Annotated in this window: 21 protein-coding genes; 10 read left to right on the forward strand and 11 right to left on the reverse strand. The window is 71.5% G+C overall.

The features are described 5' to 3' along the window. The first annotated feature begins 9 nt into the window (after positions 1 to 9). Positions 10 to 597: a hypothetical protein gene (locus ACFYRY_RS18150; RefSeq protein ID WP_389145955.1), complete on the forward strand. Its 588-nt coding sequence runs from the start codon at positions 10 to 12 to the stop codon at positions 595 to 597. Continuing rightward, on the forward strand, positions 594 to 791 hold the full coding sequence (locus ACFYRY_RS18155) for a DUF5708 family protein (RefSeq protein WP_389145957.1): 198 nt from the start codon (positions 594 to 596) through the stop codon (positions 789 to 791). Before ACFYRY_RS18150 ends, ACFYRY_RS18155 begins: the two co-directional genes overlap by 4 nt. A gap of 2 nt (positions 792 to 793) precedes the next feature. Here the strand turns inward: ACFYRY_RS18155 and ACFYRY_RS18160 are convergent, their stop codons facing one another. Continuing rightward, entirely contained in the window at positions 794 to 1,366 is a 573-nt protein-coding gene (locus tag ACFYRY_RS18160; RefSeq protein ID WP_389145960.1) for a cob(I)yrinic acid a,c-diamide adenosyltransferase, read from the reverse strand. Positions 1,367 to 1,407: 41 nt separating this feature from the next. Here ACFYRY_RS18160 and ACFYRY_RS18165 point away from each other — a divergent pair, with 41 nt between their 5' ends. The 4 genes from ACFYRY_RS18165 (at position 1,408) to ACFYRY_RS18180 (ending at position 5,973) form a co-directional block, all read left to right on the forward strand. Next, positions 1,408 to 1,578 carry a hypothetical protein gene (locus ACFYRY_RS18165; RefSeq protein WP_389145963.1) on the forward strand — a complete coding sequence of 57 codons (171 nt, stop codon included), beginning with the start codon at positions 1,408 to 1,410 and terminating at the stop codon, positions 1,576 to 1,578. 171 nt (positions 1,579 to 1,749) lie between these two features. Then, positions 1,750 to 2,598, forward strand: coding sequence for a 3-hydroxyacyl-CoA dehydrogenase family protein (locus ACFYRY_RS18170; RefSeq protein WP_389145966.1), 849 nt, complete (start codon positions 1,750 to 1,752; stop codon positions 2,596 to 2,598). A gap of 173 nt (positions 2,599 to 2,771) precedes the next feature. Continuing rightward, entirely contained in the window at positions 2,772 to 3,095 is a 324-nt protein-coding gene (locus ACFYRY_RS18175) for an STAS domain-containing protein (protein ID WP_031040714.1), read from the forward strand. A 265-nt stretch (positions 3,096 to 3,360) separates the two neighbouring features. Then, positions 3,361 to 5,973: an ATP-binding protein gene (locus ACFYRY_RS18180; protein ID WP_389145969.1), complete on the forward strand. Its 2,613-nt coding sequence runs from the start codon at positions 3,361 to 3,363 to the stop codon at positions 5,971 to 5,973. A 74-nt stretch (positions 5,974 to 6,047) separates the two neighbouring features. Here ACFYRY_RS18180 and nucS read toward each other — a convergent pair whose 3' ends face one another. Continuing rightward, entirely contained in the window at positions 6,048 to 6,719 is a 672-nt protein-coding gene (nucS, locus tag ACFYRY_RS18185; RefSeq protein ID WP_356763840.1) for an endonuclease NucS, read from the reverse strand. Positions 6,720 to 6,964: 245 nt separating this feature from the next. On the opposite strand from nucS, the gene ACFYRY_RS18190 reads away from it, so the two are divergent. Further along, positions 6,965 to 7,357, forward strand: a complete 393-nt coding sequence (locus tag ACFYRY_RS18190; protein WP_124436702.1) for an SCO5389 family protein — start codon at positions 6,965 to 6,967, stop codon at positions 7,355 to 7,357. 95 nt (positions 7,358 to 7,452) lie between these two features. Here ACFYRY_RS18190 and ACFYRY_RS18195 read toward each other — a convergent pair whose 3' ends face one another. Next, positions 7,453 to 8,481, reverse strand: a complete 1,029-nt coding sequence (locus tag ACFYRY_RS18195) for an LLM class flavin-dependent oxidoreductase (RefSeq protein WP_389145973.1) — start codon at positions 8,479 to 8,481, stop codon at positions 7,453 to 7,455. Between the two features lie 220 nt (positions 8,482 to 8,701). Between ACFYRY_RS18195 and ACFYRY_RS18200 the strand changes: the two genes are divergently transcribed. Continuing rightward, positions 8,702 to 9,034 (forward strand): ATP/GTP-binding protein, encoded by a 333-nt coding sequence (locus tag ACFYRY_RS18200; RefSeq protein ID WP_389145976.1) that lies wholly within the window; start codon positions 8,702 to 8,704, stop codon positions 9,032 to 9,034. 32 nt (positions 9,035 to 9,066) lie between these two features. On the opposite strand, the gene ACFYRY_RS18205 is transcribed toward ACFYRY_RS18200, so the two are convergent. The 7 genes from ACFYRY_RS18205 to mce all read right to left on the reverse strand — a co-directional run bounded on the left by ACFYRY_RS18205 (position 9,067) and on the right by mce (position 19,052). Beyond that, complete coding sequence (locus tag ACFYRY_RS18205; RefSeq protein WP_389145979.1) at positions 9,067 to 9,936, reverse strand: ABC transporter permease subunit; 870 nt, start codon at positions 9,934 to 9,936, stop codon at positions 9,067 to 9,069. Then, on the reverse strand, positions 9,933 to 11,255 hold the full coding sequence (locus ACFYRY_RS18210) for an ATP-binding cassette domain-containing protein (protein WP_389145982.1): 1,323 nt from the start codon (positions 11,253 to 11,255) through the stop codon (positions 9,933 to 9,935). The genes ACFYRY_RS18205 and ACFYRY_RS18210 overlap by 4 nt, the downstream gene beginning before the upstream one ends. 132 nt (positions 11,256 to 11,387) lie before the next feature. Continuing rightward, entirely contained in the window at positions 11,388 to 12,158 is a 771-nt protein-coding gene (locus tag ACFYRY_RS18215; RefSeq protein WP_389145985.1) for an ABC transporter permease, read from the reverse strand. A gap of 1 nt (position 12,159) precedes the next feature. After that, positions 12,160 to 13,113: an ABC transporter ATP-binding protein gene (locus ACFYRY_RS18220; protein WP_389145988.1), complete on the reverse strand. Its 954-nt coding sequence runs from the start codon at positions 13,111 to 13,113 to the stop codon at positions 12,160 to 12,162. A 234-nt stretch (positions 13,114 to 13,347) separates the two neighbouring features. Continuing rightward, positions 13,348 to 14,283 (reverse strand): cellulose-binding protein, encoded by a 936-nt coding sequence (locus ACFYRY_RS18225; RefSeq protein ID WP_389145990.1) that lies wholly within the window; start codon positions 14,281 to 14,283, stop codon positions 13,348 to 13,350. Positions 14,284 to 14,466: 183 nt separating this feature from the next. After that, a complete protein-coding gene (scy, locus tag ACFYRY_RS18230; protein WP_389145993.1) occupies positions 14,467 to 18,378 on the reverse strand; it encodes a polarized growth protein Scy in 3,912 nt (1,303 codons plus the stop codon). A gap of 233 nt (positions 18,379 to 18,611) precedes the next feature. Continuing rightward, positions 18,612 to 19,052, reverse strand: a complete 441-nt coding sequence (gene mce / locus ACFYRY_RS18235; protein ID WP_389145996.1) for a methylmalonyl-CoA epimerase — start codon at positions 19,050 to 19,052, stop codon at positions 18,612 to 18,614. A 150-nt stretch (positions 19,053 to 19,202) separates the two neighbouring features. On the opposite strand from mce, the gene ACFYRY_RS18240 reads away from it, so the two are divergent. Beyond that, positions 19,203 to 20,405, forward strand: a complete 1,203-nt coding sequence (locus ACFYRY_RS18240; protein WP_389145999.1) for an acetyl-CoA C-acetyltransferase — start codon at positions 19,203 to 19,205, stop codon at positions 20,403 to 20,405. 34 nt (positions 20,406 to 20,439) lie between these two features. Continuing rightward, positions 20,440 to 21,396, forward strand: a complete 957-nt coding sequence (gene meaB / locus ACFYRY_RS18245; RefSeq protein ID WP_389146002.1) for a methylmalonyl Co-A mutase-associated GTPase MeaB — start codon at positions 20,440 to 20,442, stop codon at positions 21,394 to 21,396. Between the two features lie 61 nt (positions 21,397 to 21,457). Here the strand turns inward: meaB and ACFYRY_RS18250 are convergent, their stop codons facing one another. After that, positions 21,458 to 22,147: a PepSY domain-containing protein gene (locus tag ACFYRY_RS18250; RefSeq protein WP_389146004.1), complete on the reverse strand. Its 690-nt coding sequence runs from the start codon at positions 22,145 to 22,147 to the stop codon at positions 21,458 to 21,460. Between the last annotated feature and the right edge of the window lie 129 nt (positions 22,148 to 22,276).

Below are 22,276 nucleotides of genomic sequence, written 5' to 3' on the forward strand. Positions count from 1 at the left end.
GAGCGAACCGTGATCGTCGCCTTGATCGCCGCCTGCGAGATCGGCTTCTGGGTGCTGCTGGCCGCCGGCCTGGCCGTCCGGTACCTGTTGCGGATGGAGCGCACGGGCATGGCGCTGCTGCTGTGCGAACCCCTGCTGGAGGTCGTCCTGCTGGTGGTCACCGCGGTCGACTTGAAGAACGGGGCGGACCCGAGCTGGAAGCACGGGCTGGCCGCGCTGTACATCGGCTACACCGTCGGTCACGGCCACCGCACGGTGAAGTGGCTCGACGGTCACGCCGCGCACCGCCTGGCCGGAGCGCCGAAGCCCGTCGGACCGCCGCGCCACGGGATGCCGCGGGCCCGGCACGAGGGCAGGGTGTGGCTGGGCACGGTGGCTGCCGCCGCCGTCGCGACGGTCCTGCTCCAGATCGCCGTCTGGTACGTCGACGACTCGTCCCGCACCGGCTCCCTGGAGAGCTGGCGCGCCACCGCCTGGCGGGCCGCCGGCATCCACGGCCTGATCGCGCTGACGTACCTGATCTGGCCGAAGAAGGGCCCGGGCGACCGCGAGCCGGAACACCGGACGATCCTCACGAAGGAGAGCGCACGGCGATGAGCAAAGCGACGCGGAACCTGCTGGAAGGCGCCGGCACCCTCGTGGTCGGCCTGGTGCTGTGGCTGTTCACCGGGGACGTGGAGGTCCCCTTCGTGACCTTGACGAAGACCGGGGTGGTCATGATGTGCGTCGGGGGATCACTCGTCCTGACGGGCGGCTACCAGGCGCTGCGCTCGTCGGCGGCGGACCGCTAGCGTCAGCGCTCCCCGCCAGGCACCCACAGGACATCGCCCGCGGCCTTGTTCGCCGTCCGCGCCAGGATGAACAGCAGGTCGGACAGCCGGTTGAGGTAGGTCGCGGTGAGGGGGTTCATCGTCTCGCCGTGCGCCTCCAGCGCCGCCCAGGTGGAGCGCTCGGCGCGGCGTACGACCGTGCAGGCCTGGTGGAGCACGGCCGCGCCGGGGGTGCCGCCCGGGAGGATGAAGGAGCGGAGCTTCTCCAGCGGTTCCAGGAAGCGGTCGCAGTCCGCCTCCAGCTTGTCCACGTAGAACTGCTCGACCCGCAGGGGCGGGAACTTCGGGTCCTCCACGACCGGCGTCGACAGGTCCGCGCCCACGTCGAACAGGTCGTTCTGGACGCGGGTGAGGACCTTGACGATCTCCTCGTCCAGGCCGCCCAGCGCGATCGCCGTGCCGAGGACCGCGTTCGCCTCGTTGGCGTCCGCGTACGCGGAGATCCGCAGATCGGTCTTGGCGACCCGGCTCATGTCGCCGAGGGCGGTGCTGCCCTGGTCGCCGGTCCTGGTGTAGATGCGCGTCAGATTGACCATGAGGTCAGCGTAGTTATGTGCCGTACGTCCGGCGCGTTGGTGTGCCCATCCTCACGGACCGCGCGGCACCGCGGACGGCCGCCGGGACGCCGTACGGCAGGGGCCGGCGCAATCCGGACGAAGGGGAGCGAGTGGTCCTCGCGCTTCTCGGCGGCATGGAGGAGCTGTTGGGCCGGGAGGTGCCCAACTACGCCGTCCGTGGCGTCGAATGACCCGTGGCGGTGTGATGTCCGTCAGATGAGACGTGACGCGCGTTACTTACCGGTCACACCGCCCTTCACGGGCGCTAGGGTCCGCCGGAGAGGCAAACATGAACAGCGTGTGAGCGCACGTGTGCAGTCATGTGAGCGCTCGTGTGCAGTCATTCGAAGGGGAGTCGCACAGTGGCACGGAAGCTTGCCGTCATCGGCGCCGGCCTGATGGGTTCCGGTATCGCCCAGGTCTCCGCGCAGGCGGGCTGGGACGTCGTACTGCGCGACGTCACCGACGAGGCGCTGAGGCGCGGCACCGACGGCATCAAGGCCTCGTACGACAAGTTCGTCGGCAAGGGCAAGCTCGAGGCGCACGACGCCGACGCGGCCCTCGCCCGGATCACCGCGACCACCGACCTGGACGCGGTCGCCGACGCGGACATCGTCGTCGAGGCCGTCTTCGAGAAGCTCGAAGTGAAGCACGAGATCTTCCGCGCGCTCGACAAGATCGTCCGCGACGACACGGTCCTCGCCTCCAACACCTCCGCGATCCCGATCACCAAGATCGCGGCCGTGACGGAGCGCCCGGAGCGGGTCGTCGGCGCGCACTTCTTCTCGCCGGTCCCGATGATGCAGTTGTGCGAGCTGGTGCGCGGCTACAAGACGAGCGACGAAACCCTCGCCACCACGCGGGAGTTCGCCGAATCCGTCGGCAAGACCTGCATCGTCGTCAACCGGGACGTGGCCGGCTTCATCACGACCCGGCTCATCTCGGCGCTCGTCGTCGAGGCGGCCAAGCTCTACGAGTCGGGCGTGGCCACCGCCGAGGACATCGACCTCGCCTGCAAGCTGGGCTTCGGCCACACGATGGGCCCGCTGGCCACGGCGGACCTCACCGGCGTCGACATCCTGCTGCACGCCACCAGCAACATCTACACCGAGTCCCAGGACGAGAAGTTCGCCCCGCCGGAGCTGATGCGCCGGATGGTGGACGCCGGTGACATCGGACGTAAGAGCGGGCAGGGCTTCTACAAGCACTGAGAGCTCTCACCTCGCACAGGCCCCTGGCGCATCACACGCCAGGGTGAATTCGATATCGGTTCGCTTACAGACGGCAACCTCTGACCGCTCACCGCCGTCAGAGGTTGCATCACCTGGCACACGGCAAGGCAACTCATTCGCGGAGCACGGCACGCACGCACAGGGGAGCGAGTATGTACATCAGGGGCGACCACGCCGAGCTGGTCGTCGGGGGCCGCCTCGACGTACGCAGCGCGGCGGACGCCCGTACGGTCCTGCACTCGGCCGTCGATGACGGCGTCGGCGACCTGGTACTGGACCTGTCCGAGCTGGACTCCTGGGACGCCACCGGCCTCGGGGTGATCATGGGGGCACACCGGCGGGCCGGCCGCTGCGGCCGACGCCTGGTCCTGCGCGACGTACCGCCGCAGATGCAGCGCCTGCTGGTCGCCACCAGACTGCACCGCATCCTGGCGATCGAGGGCGGCATCGGGGTGGAGTCGCTGCCCCGGGTGTGACCCGCGAAGCGAGTGCGGTCCGGCGGGTGGAAGCGTCCGACCGGTGTGTCACGAAACGTACGACGCACGCAATCCTCACGAGACCGTGACGTCTCGGACGGCGCGGCACCCCGGTATGTCGGAGATACTGTGCGAAGGTTTAGGGTTCGGTCGCCCGCAGCGTGACAACCCTCAAGCGGGCCCGGACCAGAGGCGACAGCGCGGTGAGCAACAGGTCGGGAGGGGCCGGAGCTGGGCACACGACGCTTTTGGGGGCTTGGACCTGATGGACCCTGACAACCGGGAACCCGAGGAGTACGGCCACGACGACGGCGGTACCTCCCGGTCGAGTGCGTTCGAGACCGGCGGAGGCCACGCGTCGCGCCAGCGTCCGTTCAGGGACGCCCTCACCTCCGACTTCGTTCCGCAGACGCCCCCACTCGCCCGCACGGTGCGGCTCGTCGCGGGCGACTACCTGCTCACCGTCAATCCCGTCGACGGCAGTGAGATCGAGGTCTGCCCGCCGGGCGAACGCCCCGGACGGCCCGAGAAGCTCACCGCGGCCGAGCGCGCCGAGTCCGCCCGCGCGGCCGGACCACCCACCCCGCCCGGCCCGGCCTGGCCCGAGCTGCCGCTGCCGGCCCGCCGGGACGAACGCGAACGCCTGGTGCGGCTGCTCGCCCGGGGCCGCTCCGTCCGCCTGACCGGCCCCGCCGGCTCCGGCCGCACCAGCCTCCTCGACCTCGTCGCCGAGGACTGCGCGGACCTCGCCCCCGACGGCGTCATCCGCCTCAGCGGCGTCCACCGCACCCCGGATGAGCTGCTGCACGACCTCTTCCACGCCGTCCACGACGCGCCCCTGCTCCGCCCGGACCGGGACGCCTTGCTCGCTCACGTCCGGGAGATCGGCGCGGTCGTCGTCCTGGACGACGTCGAGTTCGGCGGCGCCGCCCTCGACGAGCTGCTGGACGCCACTCCCGAGTGCGCCTTCCTCGTCGCGGCCACACCGGACGTGCCCGCCCCGTCCGCCGACTCCGCGCTCGAAGAGGTCTTCCTGGGCGGCCTGGAGCGCGCCGACGGGCTGGAACTCCTGGAGCGTGCCGTCGGCCGCGTCCTCACCGAGGAGGAGGCCAACTGGGCCGGCGACCTCTACTTCGAGTCCGAGGGCCTGCCGTTGCGCTTCGTCCAGGCCGGGGCCCTGCTGCGGCAGCGCGACCGGCAGCGGGCCGGGGCCACCGACGAGTTCGGTGTCTTCACGGACCTGACCGACGCGCCCTTCGCCCCGCTCCTCGACCCGGACGACGCCGAGACCATCCCGCTGCCCTCGCTCGGCGAGGCCGCCGCGCCCGCCCCGCTGCTCGCCGCCCAGCTCAGCGACTCGGCACGCGCCACCCTGCGGTTCGCCGTCGCACTCGGCGGCGAGGTGCCGCACCAGGCGCACCTGCCCGCCCTGGTCGGCCACACCCACGCGGACGCCGCGCTGGGCGAGCTGACCGCCTGCGGACTGGTCTCCCCGGCAGGCTCCCACTACCGCCTCGCCGCCGGTGTCCAGACCCAGCTGGAGGCCGCCGGGTACGGCGACGACACGGAGTCCCAGGCGTTCGCCGCCGCCCAGCACTACGCATGGTGGGCCGGCCACCCCTCGGTCACCCCGGAGCGCGTGTGCGCCGAGGCGGGCGCCCTGCTCGCCGCCCTCAGCGTCCTCGCGCCGACCGCCACCGCGCCCGCCGAGGGCGAGGAGAGCGTCGCCGTGCAGCTGGCCCGGGCGGCGGCGCCCGCCTTCGCGGCCGGGCTGCACTGGGGTGCCTGGGAGCGGGCGCTGCGTTCCGGCGCGGAGGCCGCCCGGCTCGCCGGTGAGGTCGCCGAACAGGCCTACTTCCATCACGAGCTCGGCGTCCTCGCCCTCTGCGGCGGACAGTACGACCGGGCCAGGGCCGAGCTGGAGGCCTCCATCGGCCTGCGCGGCGCCCTCTCCGACAAGCGCGGCACCGTCGCGGGCCGCCGCGCCCTCGCCCTGGTCGCGGACCGCTCCGGTACGGTGCCCGGCCTCCCCGCGACGGCGGGGGAGGAGGTGCCGGACGCGCGGTACGAGGAGTCGCAGTCGCCCTCGGACGGTGTCCCCGCGGCCTTCCCGTCGCTCCAGCCGCCCACCGACAGCGGCACGCTGGTCACCTACGGCTCGCCCTCCGGCCCTCCCGGGCCGTCCGGGTCCACCAGGGTCTTCGGCATGTCCCCGTCGACGCACAAGGCGCGGGGCGGCCTGCGGGGCATGGCCCGGCGCAACCTCGTGGCGGCGGGCGCGGGCGCCCTGCTGGTGGCCGTGCTCGGCACGGTGGTCACACTCGGCGCCACCTCCGACAACGACGCCAAACCACCGGCCGACCACGTGGGGGTCAACCCCTCCGCCAGCCAGGGCCCGGACGACGGCGGCCTGAGCGCGGACGTCCCGAAGAACAACGACGGCAACAGCGACACCGGCACGGCGACCAGCAGGCCGGTCGACCCCGGCCCCGACGGCACCCTCGGCACCGCCGACGACCCGACGCCGACCGGCCCGGCGCAGCCGTCCGACGACCCGAGCGGGACGAGGAAACCGAGCGGCAGTCCGTCGACCTCGTCGAAGCCGCCGACCTCGCCGAGGCCGCCCAGCTCGCCGTCGAAGCCGCCGTCGGGCACCCCGACCGACCCGCCCACGGACACGCCCACCGACACCCCGACGGACACTCCCACGGACCCGTCCACGGAACCGCCGACGGACACCCCGACGACGCCGCCGGAGACCACCGACACGGCCAGCGGCCCCGCGACCGCCAGCGCCCCCGTGGAGACCAGCAGCTCCGCGAGCGCCCCGGCGAGCGACGAGGCAGGTACACCGAGCGACTCGGCGCCCGTGATCTGACCCCTCGTACAGCGCGTGAAGGGCCCGGTCCACCAGCGGACCGGGCCCTTCACGTCGTCGTGGCGGAGCGACCGTCAGAACAGGCGCAGCTTGTCGTCCTCGATGCCGCGCAGGGCGTTGTAGTCGAGGACCGCGCAGCCGATGCCGCGGTCCGTGGCCAGGACGCGGGCCTGCGGCTTGATCTCCTGTGCGGCGAAGACGCCGCGGACCGGGGCGAGATGCGGATCGCGGTTCAACAGCTCCAGATAGCGCGTGAGTTGCTCGACCCCGTCGATCTCACCGCGCCGCTTGATCTCCACCGCGACGGTCTTGCCCTCCGCGTCCCGGCACAGGATGTCGACGGGCCCGATCGCCGTCATGTACTCGCGGCGGATGAGCGTGTAGCCCTCGCCGAGGGTCTCGATGCGGTCGGCGAGGAGTTCCTGGAGGTGCGCTTCCACGCCGTCCTTGATCAGGCCGGGGTCGACGCCCAGTTCGTGCGAGGAGTCGTGGAGGACTTCCTCCATCGTGATGATGAGCTTCTCGCCCGCCTTGTTGATGACGGTCCAGACGCCGTCCTCGTCACCGGAACCCTCCTTCAGCGTGCAGGGCGGCGACATCCAGTTCAGAGGCTTGTAGGCCCGGTCGTCCGCGTGGATCGAGACGCTGCCGTCCGCCTTCACCAGGATCAGCCGGGGGGCCGAGGGGAGGTGGGCGGTGAGCCGGCCCGCGTAGTCGACGGAGCATCGGGCAATGACGAGACGCATGGTGGGCAACGCTACTCGACGGGCACAGGTGCACGCGATTCGGCCCGGTAAACCCCTGTTCGGTTGTGGCCGATTGTGTGCCCAATGAGGCCTCTGCATGTACGCATTCTGCTGGTGCCGTCACCGTCCGCTGCTTACCGTAGTAAACGGGAGGTCGCGAGTTGTGTACGCAGCGTGTTCTGTATCACGAACTCCCTCTATCTGTCCGGCAACCCCTGGTGATCGGGGGTGCGAGAGGAGAACCCATGTCGCTCGACGTCTCACCGGCCCTACTCGAACAGGCCGAGCGAGGCGAGGTCGACGAAGCTGCCTTCGTCGACTGCGTCCGGACCTCCCTGCCCTATGCGTGGGAGATGGTCAGCTCCCTGGTGGCCCAGCTGAAGGTCGACGGCGGTCAGTTCGCCGACAACCAGACGCCTCCGCCGGACGAGCAGGCACGCGGTCAGCTGCTGCGTGCGCTCGCGAGTGACGCGATACGCGGCGCCCTGCAGCGACACTTCGGTGTGCGGCTGGCCTTCCAGAACTGCCACCGGGTGGCGGTCTTCCCGTTGGACTCCTCCGTCGACGAGACGCTCGCCCGCTTCACTTCGGTGCGCAACCAGCTGTTGAACCAGTCCCCGGAGTTCCGGGACTGCTGACAGCGGTGAGCTGCCGGCTTGCCGCTCCGTACCCAGGAGGTGCCTCACTACCGGGGCGGCAAGTTCCCCGCCGGACAGGACAGTTGACGGGGTCGTCAGCCGAGGTGCGGAATGACCTCCGCACCCAGCCGCCGTACGTTCTCCTCGGTGGCCGCGAGGTCTCCCGAGCCCTCGACAAGCAGGGCGAAACGGGAGATGCCGGTCCGCTCGCTGGTCGCGGCGAGACGGTCGGCGCACAGCCGGGCGGTGCCCACCGGGTGCAGTTCGCAGAGCAGTTCGGTGTACGCCAGCGGGTCGCGCATCCGGCGTTCGCTGCCGTCCACCGTGACATGGGCGCCGAGCCCCTGCTTCAGCCAGCCCGGCATCGCCTTCGACAACGCCTCCACCGCGTCCTGGCGCCGGTCCGCGATCTGGCAGACCCCGGCCGAGACATGGGCCGCGCCGAGGACCTCCGCCGGCGGATGCCCGCTCGCGCGTGCGTGCCTGCGCCACAGGGCGACCATCTCGGCCTTTTCCTCGTCCCCGGCGTGCATCCCGAGCAGCATCGGCAACCCGCGCTCCGCGGCCAGCCGCACACTCGCCGGGGAGGTGCAGGCGACGACCACCTCGGGGCCGACGGTGTCGGTCAGCGCCTCCGACGGCCGGGGCACGACCGGCACCTCACGGAACCTGAACCGCTCGCCCGTCGCCCCGACCGCCGGTTCACGCAGCCAGCGCACCAGCAGATCGAGTGATTCCGGGAACCCCGACTCGTACGCCTCCAGACCCGCGCCGAACACCTCCAGGTCGACCCACGGGCCGCCGCGCCCGACGCCCAGCGAGAAGCGGCCGCCGCTCGTCAGGTGCAGCAGCGCGGCCTGTTCGCCCAGGGCCACGGGGTGGGCGGTGGGCAGCACGCTGACGGCCGTGCCGACCTGGATCCGGCGGGTGCGGCCGAGCAGAAACGCGGCCAGGGTGATCGCCGACGGACAGGTGCCGTACGGCACGAAGTGGTGCTCGGCCAGCCAGACCGCGTCAAGCCCGGCTTCCTCGGCCACCTCGGCCGAGCGGACCGCGCGGTGCAGCGCCTCCCCTTGGCCCTGCCCCGGGAACTGGGCCGCCAACACGAAACTGCCTACGTGCATTGCTCTTCCTGCTTCCTTGGCTCCGACAGGGAGCTCCCCCACCCGGCATAACCGTCTGACACGTGCCGAGGACACGGTCTGGCGAAGGGATTTGCGGATTGTCTGCAGAATGAGTCGACGGAGGGGGACTTGCGGGGGTCCGTTCCCTGCCTGTACCCCCGCCTCTGCCGCGTACGCTGGGCATGAGCCCTGCATCCTGTATAGCCCCGTGAGGTGTCCTGTGTCCCCGCGTCGCAACCGACCCAAGGGATCCGACTCGTCGAGCCACAGCGCCGAGGACGATCGGCCAGGCCGTTACGGCGGCTGGCAGAGCGCGGAGGACTGGCGGGGCGAGCAGTGGAGCGTGCGGCACGTGGCCGGGGCGAGCGCCCAGGGCAAGACGTACCGCTGCCCGGGCTGCGAGCAGTTGATCCCGGACGGCGTCGCGCACGTGGTGGCCTGGCCGGAGCACTCGGGCGTCGACGAGCGCCGTCACTGGCACAAGGCGTGCTGGAACGCGAAGGACCGCCGCACCACGCGGGTGCAGCGGTCCCGTAACGCGCCGAGGTTCTGAGACCCCGGCTCTCAGGGGTCCTTGGACCTGGGTCACACGTCGCGCTTCTCCAGCAGGGCGTAGGCAGCGGCGAACACGGCGGCCGTCACGCCGAGGGCGATCCACAGCGGGTCCCAGCCGGACGGGCCGGACTCGGTCAGGGAGTTGGAGTAGAAGACGCTGAGCTGGTTCGGGATGGAGTACTCGAACAGGGCCTCGCGCAGCTTCTCCAGCGACTCCGAGAACATGAACAGCGCGATGACCAGCGGGGCCAGCACCAGGCCGATCATGATGGTGATCGCGCCCGCGGAGTGCCGGATGATCGAGCCCACGACCAGCGAGATCAGCCCGAGCAGTGCGATGTACAGCGAGACGCCGACCGTGCCCTTGAGCCACTCCTGAGTGGTCGGCTCCCTGGCGCCGTCCAGCATGGCGACGTCCGCGAGCGCGACGACGAGGGCCGACGCCAGGGTGACCACGAACGCGACCGCGAAGAACACGATCGACTTCGCGGCGAGGACCCGGCCACGGGACGGGCAGGCCACCATCGTGGTGCGGATCATGCCGGTGCCGTACTCGGAGGCCGTGGTCAGCACGCCGAGCGTGATCACGCACATGCTGCCGAGCAGCAGGCCGAAGAACCCGAACGACAGCGGGTTCTCGTTCTGCAGGCCCGCGTCTTCGGTGTTGCCGGCCACCACCGCGCCGGCCGCCAGTCCGATGCCGACGACGAGCAGCACGAACACACCGAGCGTCCACATCGTGGAGCGCACCGACTTGATCTTCGTCCACTCGGAGGCGAGCGCGTGCCCGAGGTGCGTGCGCACGACGGGGATCGGCGAGGTGTAGCCGGGGTACGACGGTCCGGGCGCCGCCTGCCAGGCGGGGGCGGCCTGCGGCATCGGGGGCTGCGGGGTGCTCATCGGGCGTCCTCGGGCTTGGTCAGGTCGGAGGCGGAAGCGGAGGCGGAGGCAGAGGGGCGCGCGGTCGGCGCGGCGGGAGCGTCGGCCGGGGCCGGGGCCGGGGCCTGCGGCGTCGCCTGCGGTTGCGCGTAGGGGTTGGGCGAGCCGCCGGCGGCGGGAGCGGCACCGGGCGCGCCGGGAGCCCCGTAGGGGCCCGCGGCGGGCTGCGCGGGGGCCACCGGCTGCCCGTGCGGCCCGGGCTGTCCCGCCGGGAGAGGCTGGCCCTGCGCCCCCGCGAACGGCGGCTGTCCGCCCTGCTGGGGCGCCGGCGGGGCGTACCAGCCCGGCTGGCCCTGCCCCGGCACCGGCATCGGCGGCTGCGCGCCGGGCGGCAGCGGCTGCTGGAGCCCGGCCTTCTGGTCGATGGTCGAGCGGTAGTCGACCGCGCCCTGGGTCATCCGCATGTACGCCTCCTCCAACGAGGCCTGGTGCGGCGACAGTTCCCACAGGCGTACGTCCGTGCCGTGCGCGATGTCGCTGATGCGTGGCAGCGGCAGTCCCGTCACGCGCAGCGCGCCGTCCTGCTCCGGCATCACGTGCCCGCCCGCCTCGGAGAGCGCGGACGACAGCTTCTCGCGCAGCTGCGGCTCGGTGTCGGGCGTACGCACGCGTGCGAAGTCGGCCGAGTTCGCCGAGATGAAGTCCGTGATGCTCATGTCGGCGAGCAACTGACCGCGTCCGATGACGATCAGGTGGTCGGCGGTCAGGGCCATCTCGCTCATCAGGTGCGAGGAGACGAAGACGGTACGGCCCTCCGCCGCGAGCGCCTTCATCAGGTTGCGCACCCAGAGGATGCCCTCGGGGTCGAGGCCGTTGACCGGCTCGTCGAACAGCAGCACCTGCGGGTCGCCGAGCAGCGCGGCGGCGATGCCGAGCCGCTGGCCCATACCGAGGGAGAAGCCCTTGGAACGTTTCTTCGCCACCTCCTGGAGGCCGACCACGCCCAGCACCTCGTCGACCCGGCGGGCCGGGATGCCGGACAGCTGGGCCAGGCTCAGCAGGTGGTTGCGGGCGGCACGGCCGCCGTGCACGGCCTTGGCGTCGAGCAACGCACCTACCTGGCGAGGGGCGTTGGGAAGCCTGCGGTAGGGATAGCCGCCGATCGTCACCTGCCCCGACGTGGGGTTGTCCAGCCCCAGGATCATCCGCATCGTCGTCGACTTGCCGGAGCCGTTGGGCCCGAGGAAGCCGGTGACGGTGCCGGGCCGCACCTGGAAGGAAAGGTTGTACACAGCGGTCTTGTCGCCGTAGCGCTTGGTCAGGCCGACTGCCTCGATCATGCTCCGCACCCATCGCAAGGTTCAGGACAGCGGGGCACACGCCCCCCGTAAGGGTTAGGAGCTTATCGGGGCGCTGACGGTTCCGCTCACTTCAAAACAAGCCCCGAAGCCCCCCGGTGTCCCGCCGGCGGCTCAGGCGTCCCTCCTCTTGAGCAGCACGTACCCTCCGGCGAGCGCGACGAGCACCCACAGCGCCATGATGCCGAGGCCGCCCCAGGGACCGTACGGAGTGTCGTCGTTGGCCGGGGTGACCACCTGCATGATCTTGCTGCCGGCCTGGTCGGGCAGGAACCGGCCGATCTTCTTCGTCGCTGAGACGTTCCCCAGGATGTTGGAGATCAGGAAGAAGAACGGCATCAGGATGCCCAGCGACAGCATGGGCGAGCGCAGCATCGCGGCGACGCCCATCGAGAACATCGCGATCAGCGTCATGTAGAGCCCGCCGCCGATGACCGCGCGCAGCACCCCGGCGTCACCGATCGACGCCTTGTGCTCGCCGAGCATCGCCTGCCCGAGGAAGAAGGTGACGAAGCTGGTGGCGAGGCCCACCACGAGCACCAGCCCGCTGGCCACCGCGATCTTGCCGGCCAGGAAGGCGCCGCGCCGCGGTACGGCGGCCAGCGAGGTGCGGATCATGCCGGTGCTGTACTCGTTCGACACCACGAGCACCCCGAACACGATCATCGCGAGCTGCCCGAGGCTCATGCCGGCGAAGCTGGTGTAGGTCGGGTCGAAGGAGAGCCTGTCCTGCGCGTTCATTTTGTCGAACTCGTTCTTCGACAACGCCGAGATCAGCATGCCGAGCGCGATGGTGACGACCACGGCCAGCGACAGCGTCCACACCGTGGAGGCCACCGACCGGATCTTGGTCCATTCGGACCGGACGACCTGGATCGCCGCCATCTCAGTTCCCCTTCCAGCCGTCGCCCCACGGCTGCTGCTCGGCGGGCGCGTCGGAGTGTGCGTGGTACTCGACCGACCCCGCGGTCAGTTGCATGAACGCCTCCTCCAGGGAGGCCTGCTGGGGGCTCAGCTCGTGCAGCACGACCTGGTTCTGGGCGGCCAGCTCGCCGATGTACTCGGCCTTGCTGCCGTCGACCTCCAGCGAGCCGTTGCCGGTCTCCACGACGGTGACCCCGGCGCGGTGCAGCACGTCGAGCAGCCGCTCGCGCTGCGGGCTGCGGACCCGGACGTACGAGCGCGAGTTCTGCGCGATGAAGTCGGCCATGGAGGTGTCGGCGAGCAGCCGCCCCTGGCCGATGACGACGAGGTGGTCGGCGGTCAGCGCCATCTCGCTCATCAGGTGCGAGGAGACGAAGACCGTACGGCCCTGCGCGGCCAGCGTCTTCATCAGGTTGCGGATCCAGTGGATGCCCTCGGGGTCGAGCCCGTTGACCGGCTCGTCGAACATCAGGATCCGCGGGTCGCCGAGCAGCGCGCCCGCGATGCCGAGGCGCTGGCCCATGCCGAGCGAGAACCCCTTGGCCTTCTTCTTCGCGACCGCGGTGAGACCCACCGTGTCCAGCACCTCGTGCACCCGCTTCTTCGGGATGCCGTTGCTCTGCGCGAGGCACAGCAGGTGGTTGTGGGCGCTGCGGCCGCCGTGCATGGCCTTGGCGTCCAGCAGGGCGCCGATGTACGTCAGCGGGTCCTTGAGCTGGTGGTAGTGCTTGCCGTCGATACGGACGTCCCCGGCGGTGGGGCGGTCGAGGCCGAGCATCATGCGCATGGTCGTCGACTTCCCGGCGCCGTTCGGCCCGAGGAAGCCCGTCACGATGCCGGGTCTGACGGTGAAGGTCAGGTTGTTGACCGCCGTCTTCTCGCCGTACCGCTTGGTGAGGCCCTCCAGCTCGATCATGCGACCACGCTAGGACCCGTGTTCCGCGAATGCCAACCGGCTGGGCAAACGGGGGCCGACGAGTGTGACAAGAAACGTGAAAGTCCGCCGGGATCCGGCCACCGGCAGCACGCCGACGGAGGTCGCTGACGGCTTGTTCTCGCCGCCGGTCGGGTCGAGCTCGGGCACGACGAAGGCCCGCACCCCCTGCACGGGGGATGCGGGCCTCGGCCGTCCTACGTCACCCGCTCGCGGTCAGCGGGACTGCTGAGCCGGGACACCCCGGGAGATCGGCTCGTCGTCGGCCGGCGTGCCGGCTGCGGCCACCGCGGCGCCCGTGAGCGTGGCGAGCATCTCGCGCACGTTCGTCAGCTGGGCATTGATGGAGTCGCGGCGGTTGGTGAGAGCCGCCAGCTCCCGCTCGGACTCCGAACGGATGCGGTCCGCCTTGGCGTTGGCGTCGGCCACGATGTCCTCGGCCTGGCGCTGAGCCGTCTCGACGGTCTGACGGGCGCGACGCTCGGCGTCCGTGCGCAGCTTCTCCGCCTCCAGGCGCAGCTGCTCCGCGCGGTGCTCGATCTCCGCGAGACGCTTCTCCGCCTTCTGCTGACGGGACGCCAGGTCGCGCTCCGACTGCTCGCGGCGCTTGGCGAGGTTCGTCTCGAAGTCGGCGGCGGCCTGCGCGGCCTTCGCGCGGGTCTCCTCGAAGAGGGCGTCGGCCTCCTCACGCTTCGACTGCGCGTCCTTCTGGGCCTCGGAACGCAGCTGCGAAGCGTCGCTCTTGGCCTTCTCGACGATCCGGGCGCCCTCGTCCTCGGACTTGGACTTGCGCTCCGCAGCGAACGATTCTGCGTCGTTGCGAACCTGCTGGGCGGCCGACTCGGCCAGCTCACGGTGCTGCTCGGCGGCGCGACGCGCCTCCTCGCGCAGGTCCTTGGCCTCTTCCTCGGCGAGACGGAGGATCTTCTCGACACGCGCGCCCAGACCGGCGTACGACGGCTCGGCGTCGTTCACCTGGGCCTGGGCGTTCTGCGTCTCGAGGTGGAGCTCCTCGATGCGCTTTTCCAGAGCGGTGATGCGGGCGAGAGCGCTGTCACGATCGGAGACGAGCTTCGAGATCCGTTCGTCCACCTGCGCGCGGTCGTACCCACGCCGCACAAGCTCGAAGCCGTAGGGGGAAGTGTCGCTCATGGGGTTCCTGTCAAATGAGACCGGTGAGGTGATAGGGGGAATCCTAGGGGCCGAAGCGGTCTGTCATCGAGCGGATGCGCGTTTGATCTGGAGAATGACACCCCTTTTGGGTGGCTAACCGTGGGACGACTTGCCAAAGACTCGGTCAAAGGCCCCAGAAGGTACCGGAATCCGCCGCCTGTTCTAACCCTCTGACGGCTTGCCACCCGAACGAGGGGCACCGACCACGGCGCCCGCCTTGACGCCGTCCTTGCCCGCTCCCGGCGCCTCGAAGGATTCCAACGCCTCCAGGACGTCCTGGACACGGGAGATCTCGGCGTTGATGTCCTCGCGGCGGCGAACCAGGACCTCCAGCTCGCGCTTGCCCTCCTCGACCGTGCGCTTCGCCTCACGGATCGCCTCCGCCCTGAGCTCCTCGGCCTCCCTGATCAACGCCGCCTTCTTCTGCTCGGCCTCCTTCAGGAGCCCCTCGGCCTTCTTCACGGCGGCGATCCGGACCTTGCCCGCCTCGGAGTTGGCCTCCGAGACCAGTTCCTTGGCCTTCGCCTCGGCCTTGGCGAGCTGCTCCTCGGCCGCCTTGATGAGGGCGTCGCAGCGGTCGCCGGTCGTCTTCATCGTCTCGGCGGCCTCGCGGCGGGCCCGCTCGTGCAGGTTCTCGATCTCGCCCGTGATGCGCTCGCGCAGCTCCTCGGCGCGCTCCCTGATCGCGGTGGCGTCCCGGCGGGCACCGACGAGCAGCTCGTCCGCGTCCGTGCGGGCCCGCTCCACCAGCGCGTTGCCCTCGACCGTCGACTCGGACACCAGCCGGTCCGCCTCGGTGCGGGCCGCGCCGACCATGCTGTCGGCCTGGGACTCCGCCTCCGCGGTGGTCTTCTGCGCCTGCTGCTGCGCCTCGGTGAGCAGCTTGTCGGCCTCGGCGGTGGTCTCCGTGATGAGCTTGTCGACCTGCTCGGCCGCCTCGGAGCGGCGCTTGTTGGCGTTCTGCCGGGCCTCGTCGAGGGTGTGCTCGGCCTCCTCGCGCGCGGAGTTGACCAGCCGCTCGGCCGCCGTCTCCGCCTCCGTCCGGACCCGTTCCGCCTCGGCGCGGACCCGCTCGGAGTGCTGCTGGGCCGCCCCGACGGTGTCCGCGGCCTCCGCGCGCAGCCGCTCCGCTTCGCCCCTGGCCTCGCCGACCAGCTGGTCGGCCTGGGCGAGCGCCTCGGACCGTACGCGCTCGGCCTCGGCGATCGTCTCCAACCGCAGCCGCTCCGCCTCGGCCACCGTCTCCCGGCGCAGCCGGTCGGTGTCCGTGATCGTCTCGGTGGTGAGCCGCTCGGCCTCGTTGCGTGCCTCGGTGATCAGGGCGTCGGCCTGCGTGGCCGCGTCCGACCGGATGCGGTTGGCGTCCTCGCGGGCTTCCGCCCGGGTGCGCCCCGCCGCCTGGTCGGCCTCGGCGGTGGTCTCCGAGGCCTGCGTACGGAGCCGCTGGGCGTGCTCGGACGCCTCCGACCTGAGCCGCTCCGCCTCCGCGATCGCCTCCGAGACCGTGCGCTCCGCGAGCGACTTGGCGGCCTCGGACTCCTCGTTCGCCTGGCGCCGGACCCGGCCCGCGTCCTCGGTGGCGCGCTCCCGCTCGGAGTAGGCGTCGGAGCGGACCCGGTCCGCCTCCTCCTGGGCCTCCCGGCGGGTACGGTCCGCCGCGTGCTCGGCGGCGCTGCGCAGCCCGGTGATCTCCTCCTGCGCCTGCTCGTGCAGCCCGGCGACCGAGTCCCGCACCTGCTGGGCGTGCTGCTCGGCGGCGGACACCATCTCGCCGGCCCGCCGCTCGGCCTCCTCGACCAGTCGTACGGCCTCGGTCTGCGCCTCCTCCACGCGCTTGCGCGCCGAGGCCAGCAGTTCCTCGCTCTGCTCGCGGGCCCGCTCACGCTCCTGGTCGGCCTCCTGCCGGGCGGAACCGAGGTACTCCTCGGCCTCGCGCCGACGCCGGTCGGCCTCCTCCCGCGCGGCGGCCAGCGTCTCCGACGCCTCCGTCGACAGCCGCTCGGCGGCGGCCTGTGCCTCCGCCCGGACCCGGTCGGCGGTGTCCTTCGCCTCCGACTTCAGCCGCTCGGCCTCGGACGCGGCCTCCGACCGCAGGCGTACGGCGACGGCCTCGCCCTCCGCGCGGGACGCGGACGCGTCCGACGCGGCCTCGGTGCGCAGCCGCTCCGCCTCCGCCTCGGCCTGCTGCTGGAGCGAACGGATCCGCTCGGCGGCCTCGCCGCGCAGCCGGTCGCTCTCCTCGCCGGCCTCGCGGCGGATCCGGGAGGCCTCCTCGCGGGCGTCGGTCAGCGCCTGCTCGGCGGAGGCGAGCCGTTCCTCGGCCTCGGTGTGCAGCCGGGCCAGTTCTTCGGCGGCCTCCGCGCGACGGGCCTCGACGGCCCGCTCGCTCTCCTCGCGCAGCTCGTCCGCGGCCCGCTCGGCGGCGGCCTGGATCTCCTCGGACAGCTCGACGGCCTCGGCGCGCTGCTGCTCGGCCTCGTTGCGGGTGCGCTCCAGCGTCTCTTCGGCCTGCCGGCGCAGAGTGGTCGCCCGCTCGATGGCCTCGGTGCGGACCTTCTCGCTGTCCGCGGTGGCCTTCTGGCGCAGCTCGTCCGCGTCCTGCCGGGTCTTGGCCAGCAGTTCCTCGGCGGTCCTGGCCGCCTCCTCGATCTGCTGGACGGCCTCCTTGCGGGCCTCGGAGCGGATCTTCTCGCCCTCGGCGACCGCGTCGGCGCGCAGCTGCTCGGCCTCGCCGCGCAGCCGACGGGCCTCCTCCTGCAGCTCGACCGTCTTGGCGCGGTACTCCTTGGTGTCGTCCTTCGCCGTGCCCTTGAGCTGCTCGGCGATGTCGTGCGCCTCGGCCCGCAGCCGGTCCGCCTCGGTCTCCGCCTCGGTGCGGATCCGCTCGGCCTCCTCGGCGGCGGCCCTGGTGGTGCTCTGCGCGTCCTCCTGGGCCCTGGTCAGGACCTCCTCGGCGGTCTTGGCCGCCTTGGACAGCTGGGTCGCGCTCTCCTCGGCGGTGAGGGTGCGGGCCTTCTCGGCTGCCTCGTCCAGCAGCTTCTCGGCCTCGGCGCGGGCGTCCGCGACGATCTGCTCGGCGGACTCCCGGGTGGCTTCGGCCTCCTTGGTGGCCTCGGTGACCAGCCGGGCGACCTGCTCCTTCGCCGTGCGGGTGCGCTGCTCGTTGGTCGACTCGGCGCTCGACAGCGCCTTCTCGGCGGCCGCCTTGGCCTCGGCGACCAGCTTCTCCGCCTCGGAGCGGGCCTCCCGCAGAGCGGTGTCGGCCTCCGCCATGCGCTGCTCGGCGGTCCGGCTGAGCTCCTGCGCCTCACGACGGGCCGTGTCCGACTCGGTCGCGGTGGACGTCCGCAGCTGCTCGGCGTGGTCGGTGGCCTCCTGGGCCTGGGTGGAGGCGGCGTTCAGCAGGCGCTCGGCGTCCGCGCGGGCCCGCCGCAGCAGCTGCTCGGCCTCGGCGCGGGCGGACTCTGCCTCGCTCTGCAACCGTTGCCGGGCCTCCGCGGTCACCCGTTCGGCCTCCGCGCGGGCGGCGGCCATGGCCTGCTCGGTCTCCGCGCGGGTCTCGTCGAGAAGCCGGCGGGCCTGCTGCTCCGTCCGGGCGCGCAGCTGCTCGGCCCACGCCACGTTCTCGTTGACGTGCGACTCGACGGTCTGCCGGCGCTCGGACAGCTCCTGGTCCAGCTGCTGGCGGCGGTTGACCGCCTCCTGGTGCAGCTCCGCCTGGAGCCGGGCGGCCTGCTCGGCGTGCTCCTGGAGGATGCGCTGGGTCTGCGACCTGGCCTGGCTCAGCTCACGCTCGGCCTCCTGGCGCAGCTGGTCGGCCTGGACCTGCGCGTTGCGCAGCAGCTGCTCGGCCTGGTAGCCGAGATCACCGCCGTCGAAGGAGGGCCGGGACATGATGGTGCGCCGCGCCTCGTGCAACTTGGCGCGCAGCACCTCGACCTGGTAGCCGAGGTCCTCGGCGTGCTGGATCGCCTTTTCCCGCTCGGTCTTCAGCCGCTTCATCTCGGCTTCGAAACGAGTGAGGTGGTCGACGTCAGCCGCCGGTTCCCGCTCCTGGCTCTCGTAGCCCCGCACTGCGCGGTCCCATCCGTCCCCTGGTCGCAAGTCTCTCCGTACGAGCTCCGTCCGTACGCCGAACGGGGCTCCCGGGGAATGGTGTCAGATCAACGGCGGAGCACGGGCTGCTGCCCCGACGCTCGTCCCCCGAAACCCGGACCCCGGTCAGGTCCCGCCGCAAGGACAGGACCCCGGTCGCCCTCGTTGCGAGCGGCGACCGCCCCAACCCTACCGGCCCATATGTACGAGGGTCAGTGCTCAGGTGACTCAACAGGCGCCGAAGTGACCAGTTCTGTCAGTACGCCGTGGCAATCCTTCGGGTGCAGGAAGGTGATTCGTGACCCCATGGAACCGCGTCGCGGCTCTTCGTACAGGACGCGTACGCCCTTGCCCTGGATGTCGGCGGCCTCCCCGTCGACATCCGCCGTACCGAAGGCGATGTGGTGGACGCCCTCGCCGTTCTTCGCCAGCCACTTCGCGACGGTGGAGTCCTCCCGCGTCGGCTCCAGGAGCTGCAGGTAGGAGGCCCCGCCGTCGGATGTGTCGTTGATCTTGAGCATGGCCTCACGCACGCCCTGCTCCTCGTTGACCTCGGAGTGGAACACCTCGAAGCCGTAGGTGGCCCGGTAGAACTCGACGGTCTTGTCGAGGTCGAAACAGGCGATCCCGATGTGGTCGATTCGCGTCAGCATGAATTCAGTGCAGCGCGGCAGCGGTGGTTACGCAACGTGCGCGCGATCACACCGACAGCCGGATGACGGAGTGTGCTACCGCTCAGTACATTCGAAGTAAACCCTCGTTCACTCCTCGGCCTGTGCGGGCCGGTAAGGGGATCGCAGCTCATGACTGGATCGAACAGCACGACCTCGGTGATCGTCGCCGGTGCCCGGACGCCCATGGGGCGGTTGCTGGGCTCGCTGAAGTCCTTCTCAGGAGCCGACCTCGGCGGCTTCGCGATCAAGGCCGCCCTCGACCGCGCGGGGATCGGCGGCGACCAGGTGCAGTACGTCATCATGGGCCAGGTGCTGCAGGCCGGGGCGGGACAGATCCCGGCACGTCAGGCCGCCGTCAAGGCCGGCATCCCGATGAACGTCCCGGCGCTCACCGTCAACAAGGTGTGTCTGTCCGGCCTCGACGCCATCGCGCTGGCCGACCAGCTGATCCGCGCCGGCGAGTTCGAGGTGATCGTCGCGGGCGGCCAGGAGTCCATGACCAACGCCCCCCACCTGCTGCCGAAGTCCCGCGAGGGCTTCAAGTACGGCGCGGTCGAGATGCTCGACGCGATGGCGTACGACGGTCTCACCGACGCCTTCGAGAACATCGCCATGGGCGAGTCCACGGAGAAGCACAACACCCGTCTGGGCATCGCCCGTCCGGAGCAGGACGAGTTCTCGGCCCTGTCCCACCAGCGCGCGGCCGCCGCCCAGAAGAACGGCCTGTTCGAGGCCGAGATCACCCCGGTCGAGATCCCGCAGCGCAAGGGCGAGCCGGTCGTGTTCAGCAAGGACGAGGGCATCCGCGGGGAGACCACCGCGGAGTCGCTCGGCAAGCTGCGCCCCGCGTTCACCCGGGACGGCACCATCACCGCCGGTTCGGCCTCGCAGATCTCCGACGGCGCCGCCGCGGTGGTCGTGATGAGCAAGGCGAAGGCGCAGGAGCTGGGCCTGGAGTGGATCGCGGAGATCGGCGCCCACGGCAATGTGGCGGGCCCCGACAACTCCCTTCAGTCCCAGCCGTCCAACGCCATCCTGCACGCCCTCAAGAAGGAGGGCCTGGAGGTCGCCGACCTCGACCTGATCGAGATCAACGAGGCCTTCGCGGCCGTCGCGGTGCAGTCAATGAAGGACCTCGGGGTGTCCACGGAAAGGGTGAATGTCAACGGCGGTGCCATCGCCCTCGGTCACCCGATCGGCATGTCCGGCGCCCGTCTGGTGCTGCACCTGGCCCTGGAGCTGAAGCGGCGCGGCGGCGGGGTGGGCGCGGCCGCGCTGTGCGGCGGCGGCGGTCAGGGTGACGCGCTGGTGGTGCGGGTACCGAAGCCCTGAGCGCGCCGTACGTCGTCAGCAGAACGGAGCTGTGATGCAGGACGTCTCCTCGCTGGTCGCCCAGGCCAGGGAAGGCCGGCCGCGGGCCGTGGCCCGGCTGATCTCCCTGGTGGAGGGGGCGTCCCCACAGCTGAGGGAGGTCATGGCGACGCTGGCCCCGTTGACGGGCACGGCGTACGTGGTGGGGCTGACGGGCTCGCCGGGCGTGGGCAAGTCCACCTCGACCTCCGCGCTGGTGACGGCGTACCGCAAGCAGGGCAGGCGGGTCGGTGTGCTGGCCGTCGACCCGTCCTCACCGTTCTCCGGCGGGGCGCTGCTCGGCGACCGTGTCCGCATGTCCGACCACGCGTCCGACCCCGGCGTCTACATCCGCTCGATGGCGACCCGAGGCCACCTCGGCGGCCTCGCCTGGGCGGCCCCGCAGGCGATCCGGGTCCTGGACGCGGCGGGCTGCGACGTGATCCTGGTCGAGACGGTCGGCGTGGGCCAGTCGGAGGTCGAGATCGCCTCCCAGGCGGACACCTCGGTAGTGCTGCTGGCCCCCGGGATGGGCGACGGCATCCAGGCGGCCAAGGCCGGAATCCTGGAGATCGGCGATGTGTACGTCGTCAACAAGGCCGACCGTGACGGGGCCGACGCGACCGCGCGCGAACTGAACCACATGCTGGGCCTGGGCGAGTCCCGGGGCCCCGGCGACTGGCGCCCGCCCATCGTCAAGACGGTCGCCGCCCGCGGCGAGGGCGTCGAGGAGCTCGTCGAGGCCCTGGAGAAGCACCGGGCCTGGATGGAGGAACGGGGCGTCCTGGCGGACCGCAGGCGGGCCCGCGCGGCTCGCGAGGTGGAGACCATCGCGGTCACGGCGCTGCGGGAGCGCATCGCGGACCTGCACGGGGACCGGCGGCTGGGCGCGCTGGCCGAGAAGATCGTCGCCGGCGGCCTGGATCCATACCGGGCGGCGGACGAGCTGGTGGCCGGGCTGACGGAGGGCTGAGCACCGCAACGCCGGACGGGCTGGTTCCGCGGCCCGTCCGGCGTGTGCGCGAACCGTGACGTCAGTCGTCGTCACCGGCGTCGGCGGCGGTGTCGTCGGCGGCGTGATCGTCCGGCCGGTCCGCGGTGACCTTGCCGCTCTTCAGGCCGACGGTCCACTCCTGCTCGGCCTGGGTGGAGCTCTGCGTCTCCACGTCCCAGGCCTTGGCCGTGCCGTCCTCGTCCAGCTCCACCGACGTCACCGTGCCCTTGCCGGCCGCGGCCTTCGCGGCCTCGGCCGCCGTCACGGACGAGCCCTTCAGCGCGGCCCGCACCCGGCCGGTGTCGTCCTCGCGCTCGCCGTGGGAGCCGAGGACCGTGCCGTCGGCGGGGTCGATCCGCACGCTGTGCCAGGTGTTGTCGGCGGCGAGCACGTCGACCTCCCACGCGGCCGGCCCCTGGTCGTCACCGTCCTGGTCGTCCAGCTCCGCGGAGACGGCGGTGCCCGGGGACTGACGCAGCGCGGAGGCGATGGCGTCGGCGGCGGTCACCTTCGCGGAGGCGGCGCGCGCGGAGTCGTCGTCCGTCCCGGTGGCGTCGTCGTCCCGAGCGTCATCGTCCCGCGCGTCGTCGCCCGACACCCTCACGTCCGCCGCCGCCTGCCGCGCCGTGCCGTCGCTGTCGCCGTCGCCGCTCACCGCGAGGGCCGTGGCGGTGCCGCCTCCGACCAGGGCGGCGGCCGTGACGGCGGCGATCACGATGTTGCGCTTCATGAGGCTTCCTCCAGTTTCTTACGGCTTCACGCCGATTGCGTGCGCTTTCGACGTTCACAACCATCGCCGACCGACGCTGAGAGGAACCTGAACCCCCTGAAGAGATCTTCAGCTTCGCTTTGCGAACCT

Origin of the sequence: Streptomyces sp. NPDC005263 (assembly GCF_042872365.1) — a bacterium.
GTDB lineage: Bacteria > Actinomycetota > Actinomycetes > Streptomycetales > Streptomycetaceae > Streptomyces.

Coding starts and splice junctions, on each gene's coding strand:
- ACFYRY_RS18210 (WP_389145982.1), bottom strand. CDS start 11,255: ATGATCGAGGCAGTCGGCCTGACCAAGCGCTACGGCGACAAGACCGCT.
- meaB (WP_389146002.1), top strand. CDS start 20,440: ATGCAGGACGTCTCCTCGCTGGTCGCCCAGGCCAGGGAAGGCCGGCCG.
- ACFYRY_RS18195 (WP_389145973.1), bottom strand. CDS start 8,481: ATGCACGTAGGCAGTTTCGTGTTGGCGGCCCAGTTCCCGGGGCAGGGC.
- ACFYRY_RS18215 (WP_389145985.1), bottom strand. CDS start 12,158: ATGGCGGCGATCCAGGTCGTCCGGTCCGAATGGACCAAGATCCGGTCG.
- ACFYRY_RS18250 (WP_389146004.1), bottom strand. CDS start 22,147: ATGAAGCGCAACATCGTGATCGCCGCCGTCACGGCCGCCGCCCTGGTC.
- ACFYRY_RS18190 (WP_124436702.1), top strand. CDS start 6,965: ATGTCGCTCGACGTCTCACCGGCCCTACTCGAACAGGCCGAGCGAGGC.
- nucS (WP_356763840.1), bottom strand. CDS start 6,719: ATGCGTCTCGTCATTGCCCGATGCTCCGTCGACTACGCGGGCCGGCTC.
- ACFYRY_RS18155 (WP_389145957.1), top strand. CDS start 594: ATGAGCAAAGCGACGCGGAACCTGCTGGAAGGCGCCGGCACCCTCGTG.
- ACFYRY_RS18175 (WP_031040714.1), top strand. CDS start 2,772: ATGTACATCAGGGGCGACCACGCCGAGCTGGTCGTCGGGGGCCGCCTC.
- ACFYRY_RS18205 (WP_389145979.1), bottom strand. CDS start 9,936: ATGAGCACCCCGCAGCCCCCGATGCCGCAGGCCGCCCCCGCCTGGCAG.
- ACFYRY_RS18180 (WP_389145969.1), top strand. CDS start 3,361: ATGGACCCTGACAACCGGGAACCCGAGGAGTACGGCCACGACGACGGC.
- ACFYRY_RS18225 (WP_389145990.1), bottom strand. CDS start 14,283: ATGAGCGACACTTCCCCCTACGGCTTCGAGCTTGTGCGGCGTGGGTAC.
- ACFYRY_RS18160 (WP_389145960.1), bottom strand. CDS start 1,366: ATGGTCAATCTGACGCGCATCTACACCAGGACCGGCGACCAGGGCAGC.
- ACFYRY_RS18240 (WP_389145999.1), top strand. CDS start 19,203: ATGACTGGATCGAACAGCACGACCTCGGTGATCGTCGCCGGTGCCCGG.
- ACFYRY_RS18220 (WP_389145988.1), bottom strand. CDS start 13,113: ATGATCGAGCTGGAGGGCCTCACCAAGCGGTACGGCGAGAAGACGGCG.
- mce (WP_389145996.1), bottom strand. CDS start 19,052: ATGCTGACGCGAATCGACCACATCGGGATCGCCTGTTTCGACCTCGAC.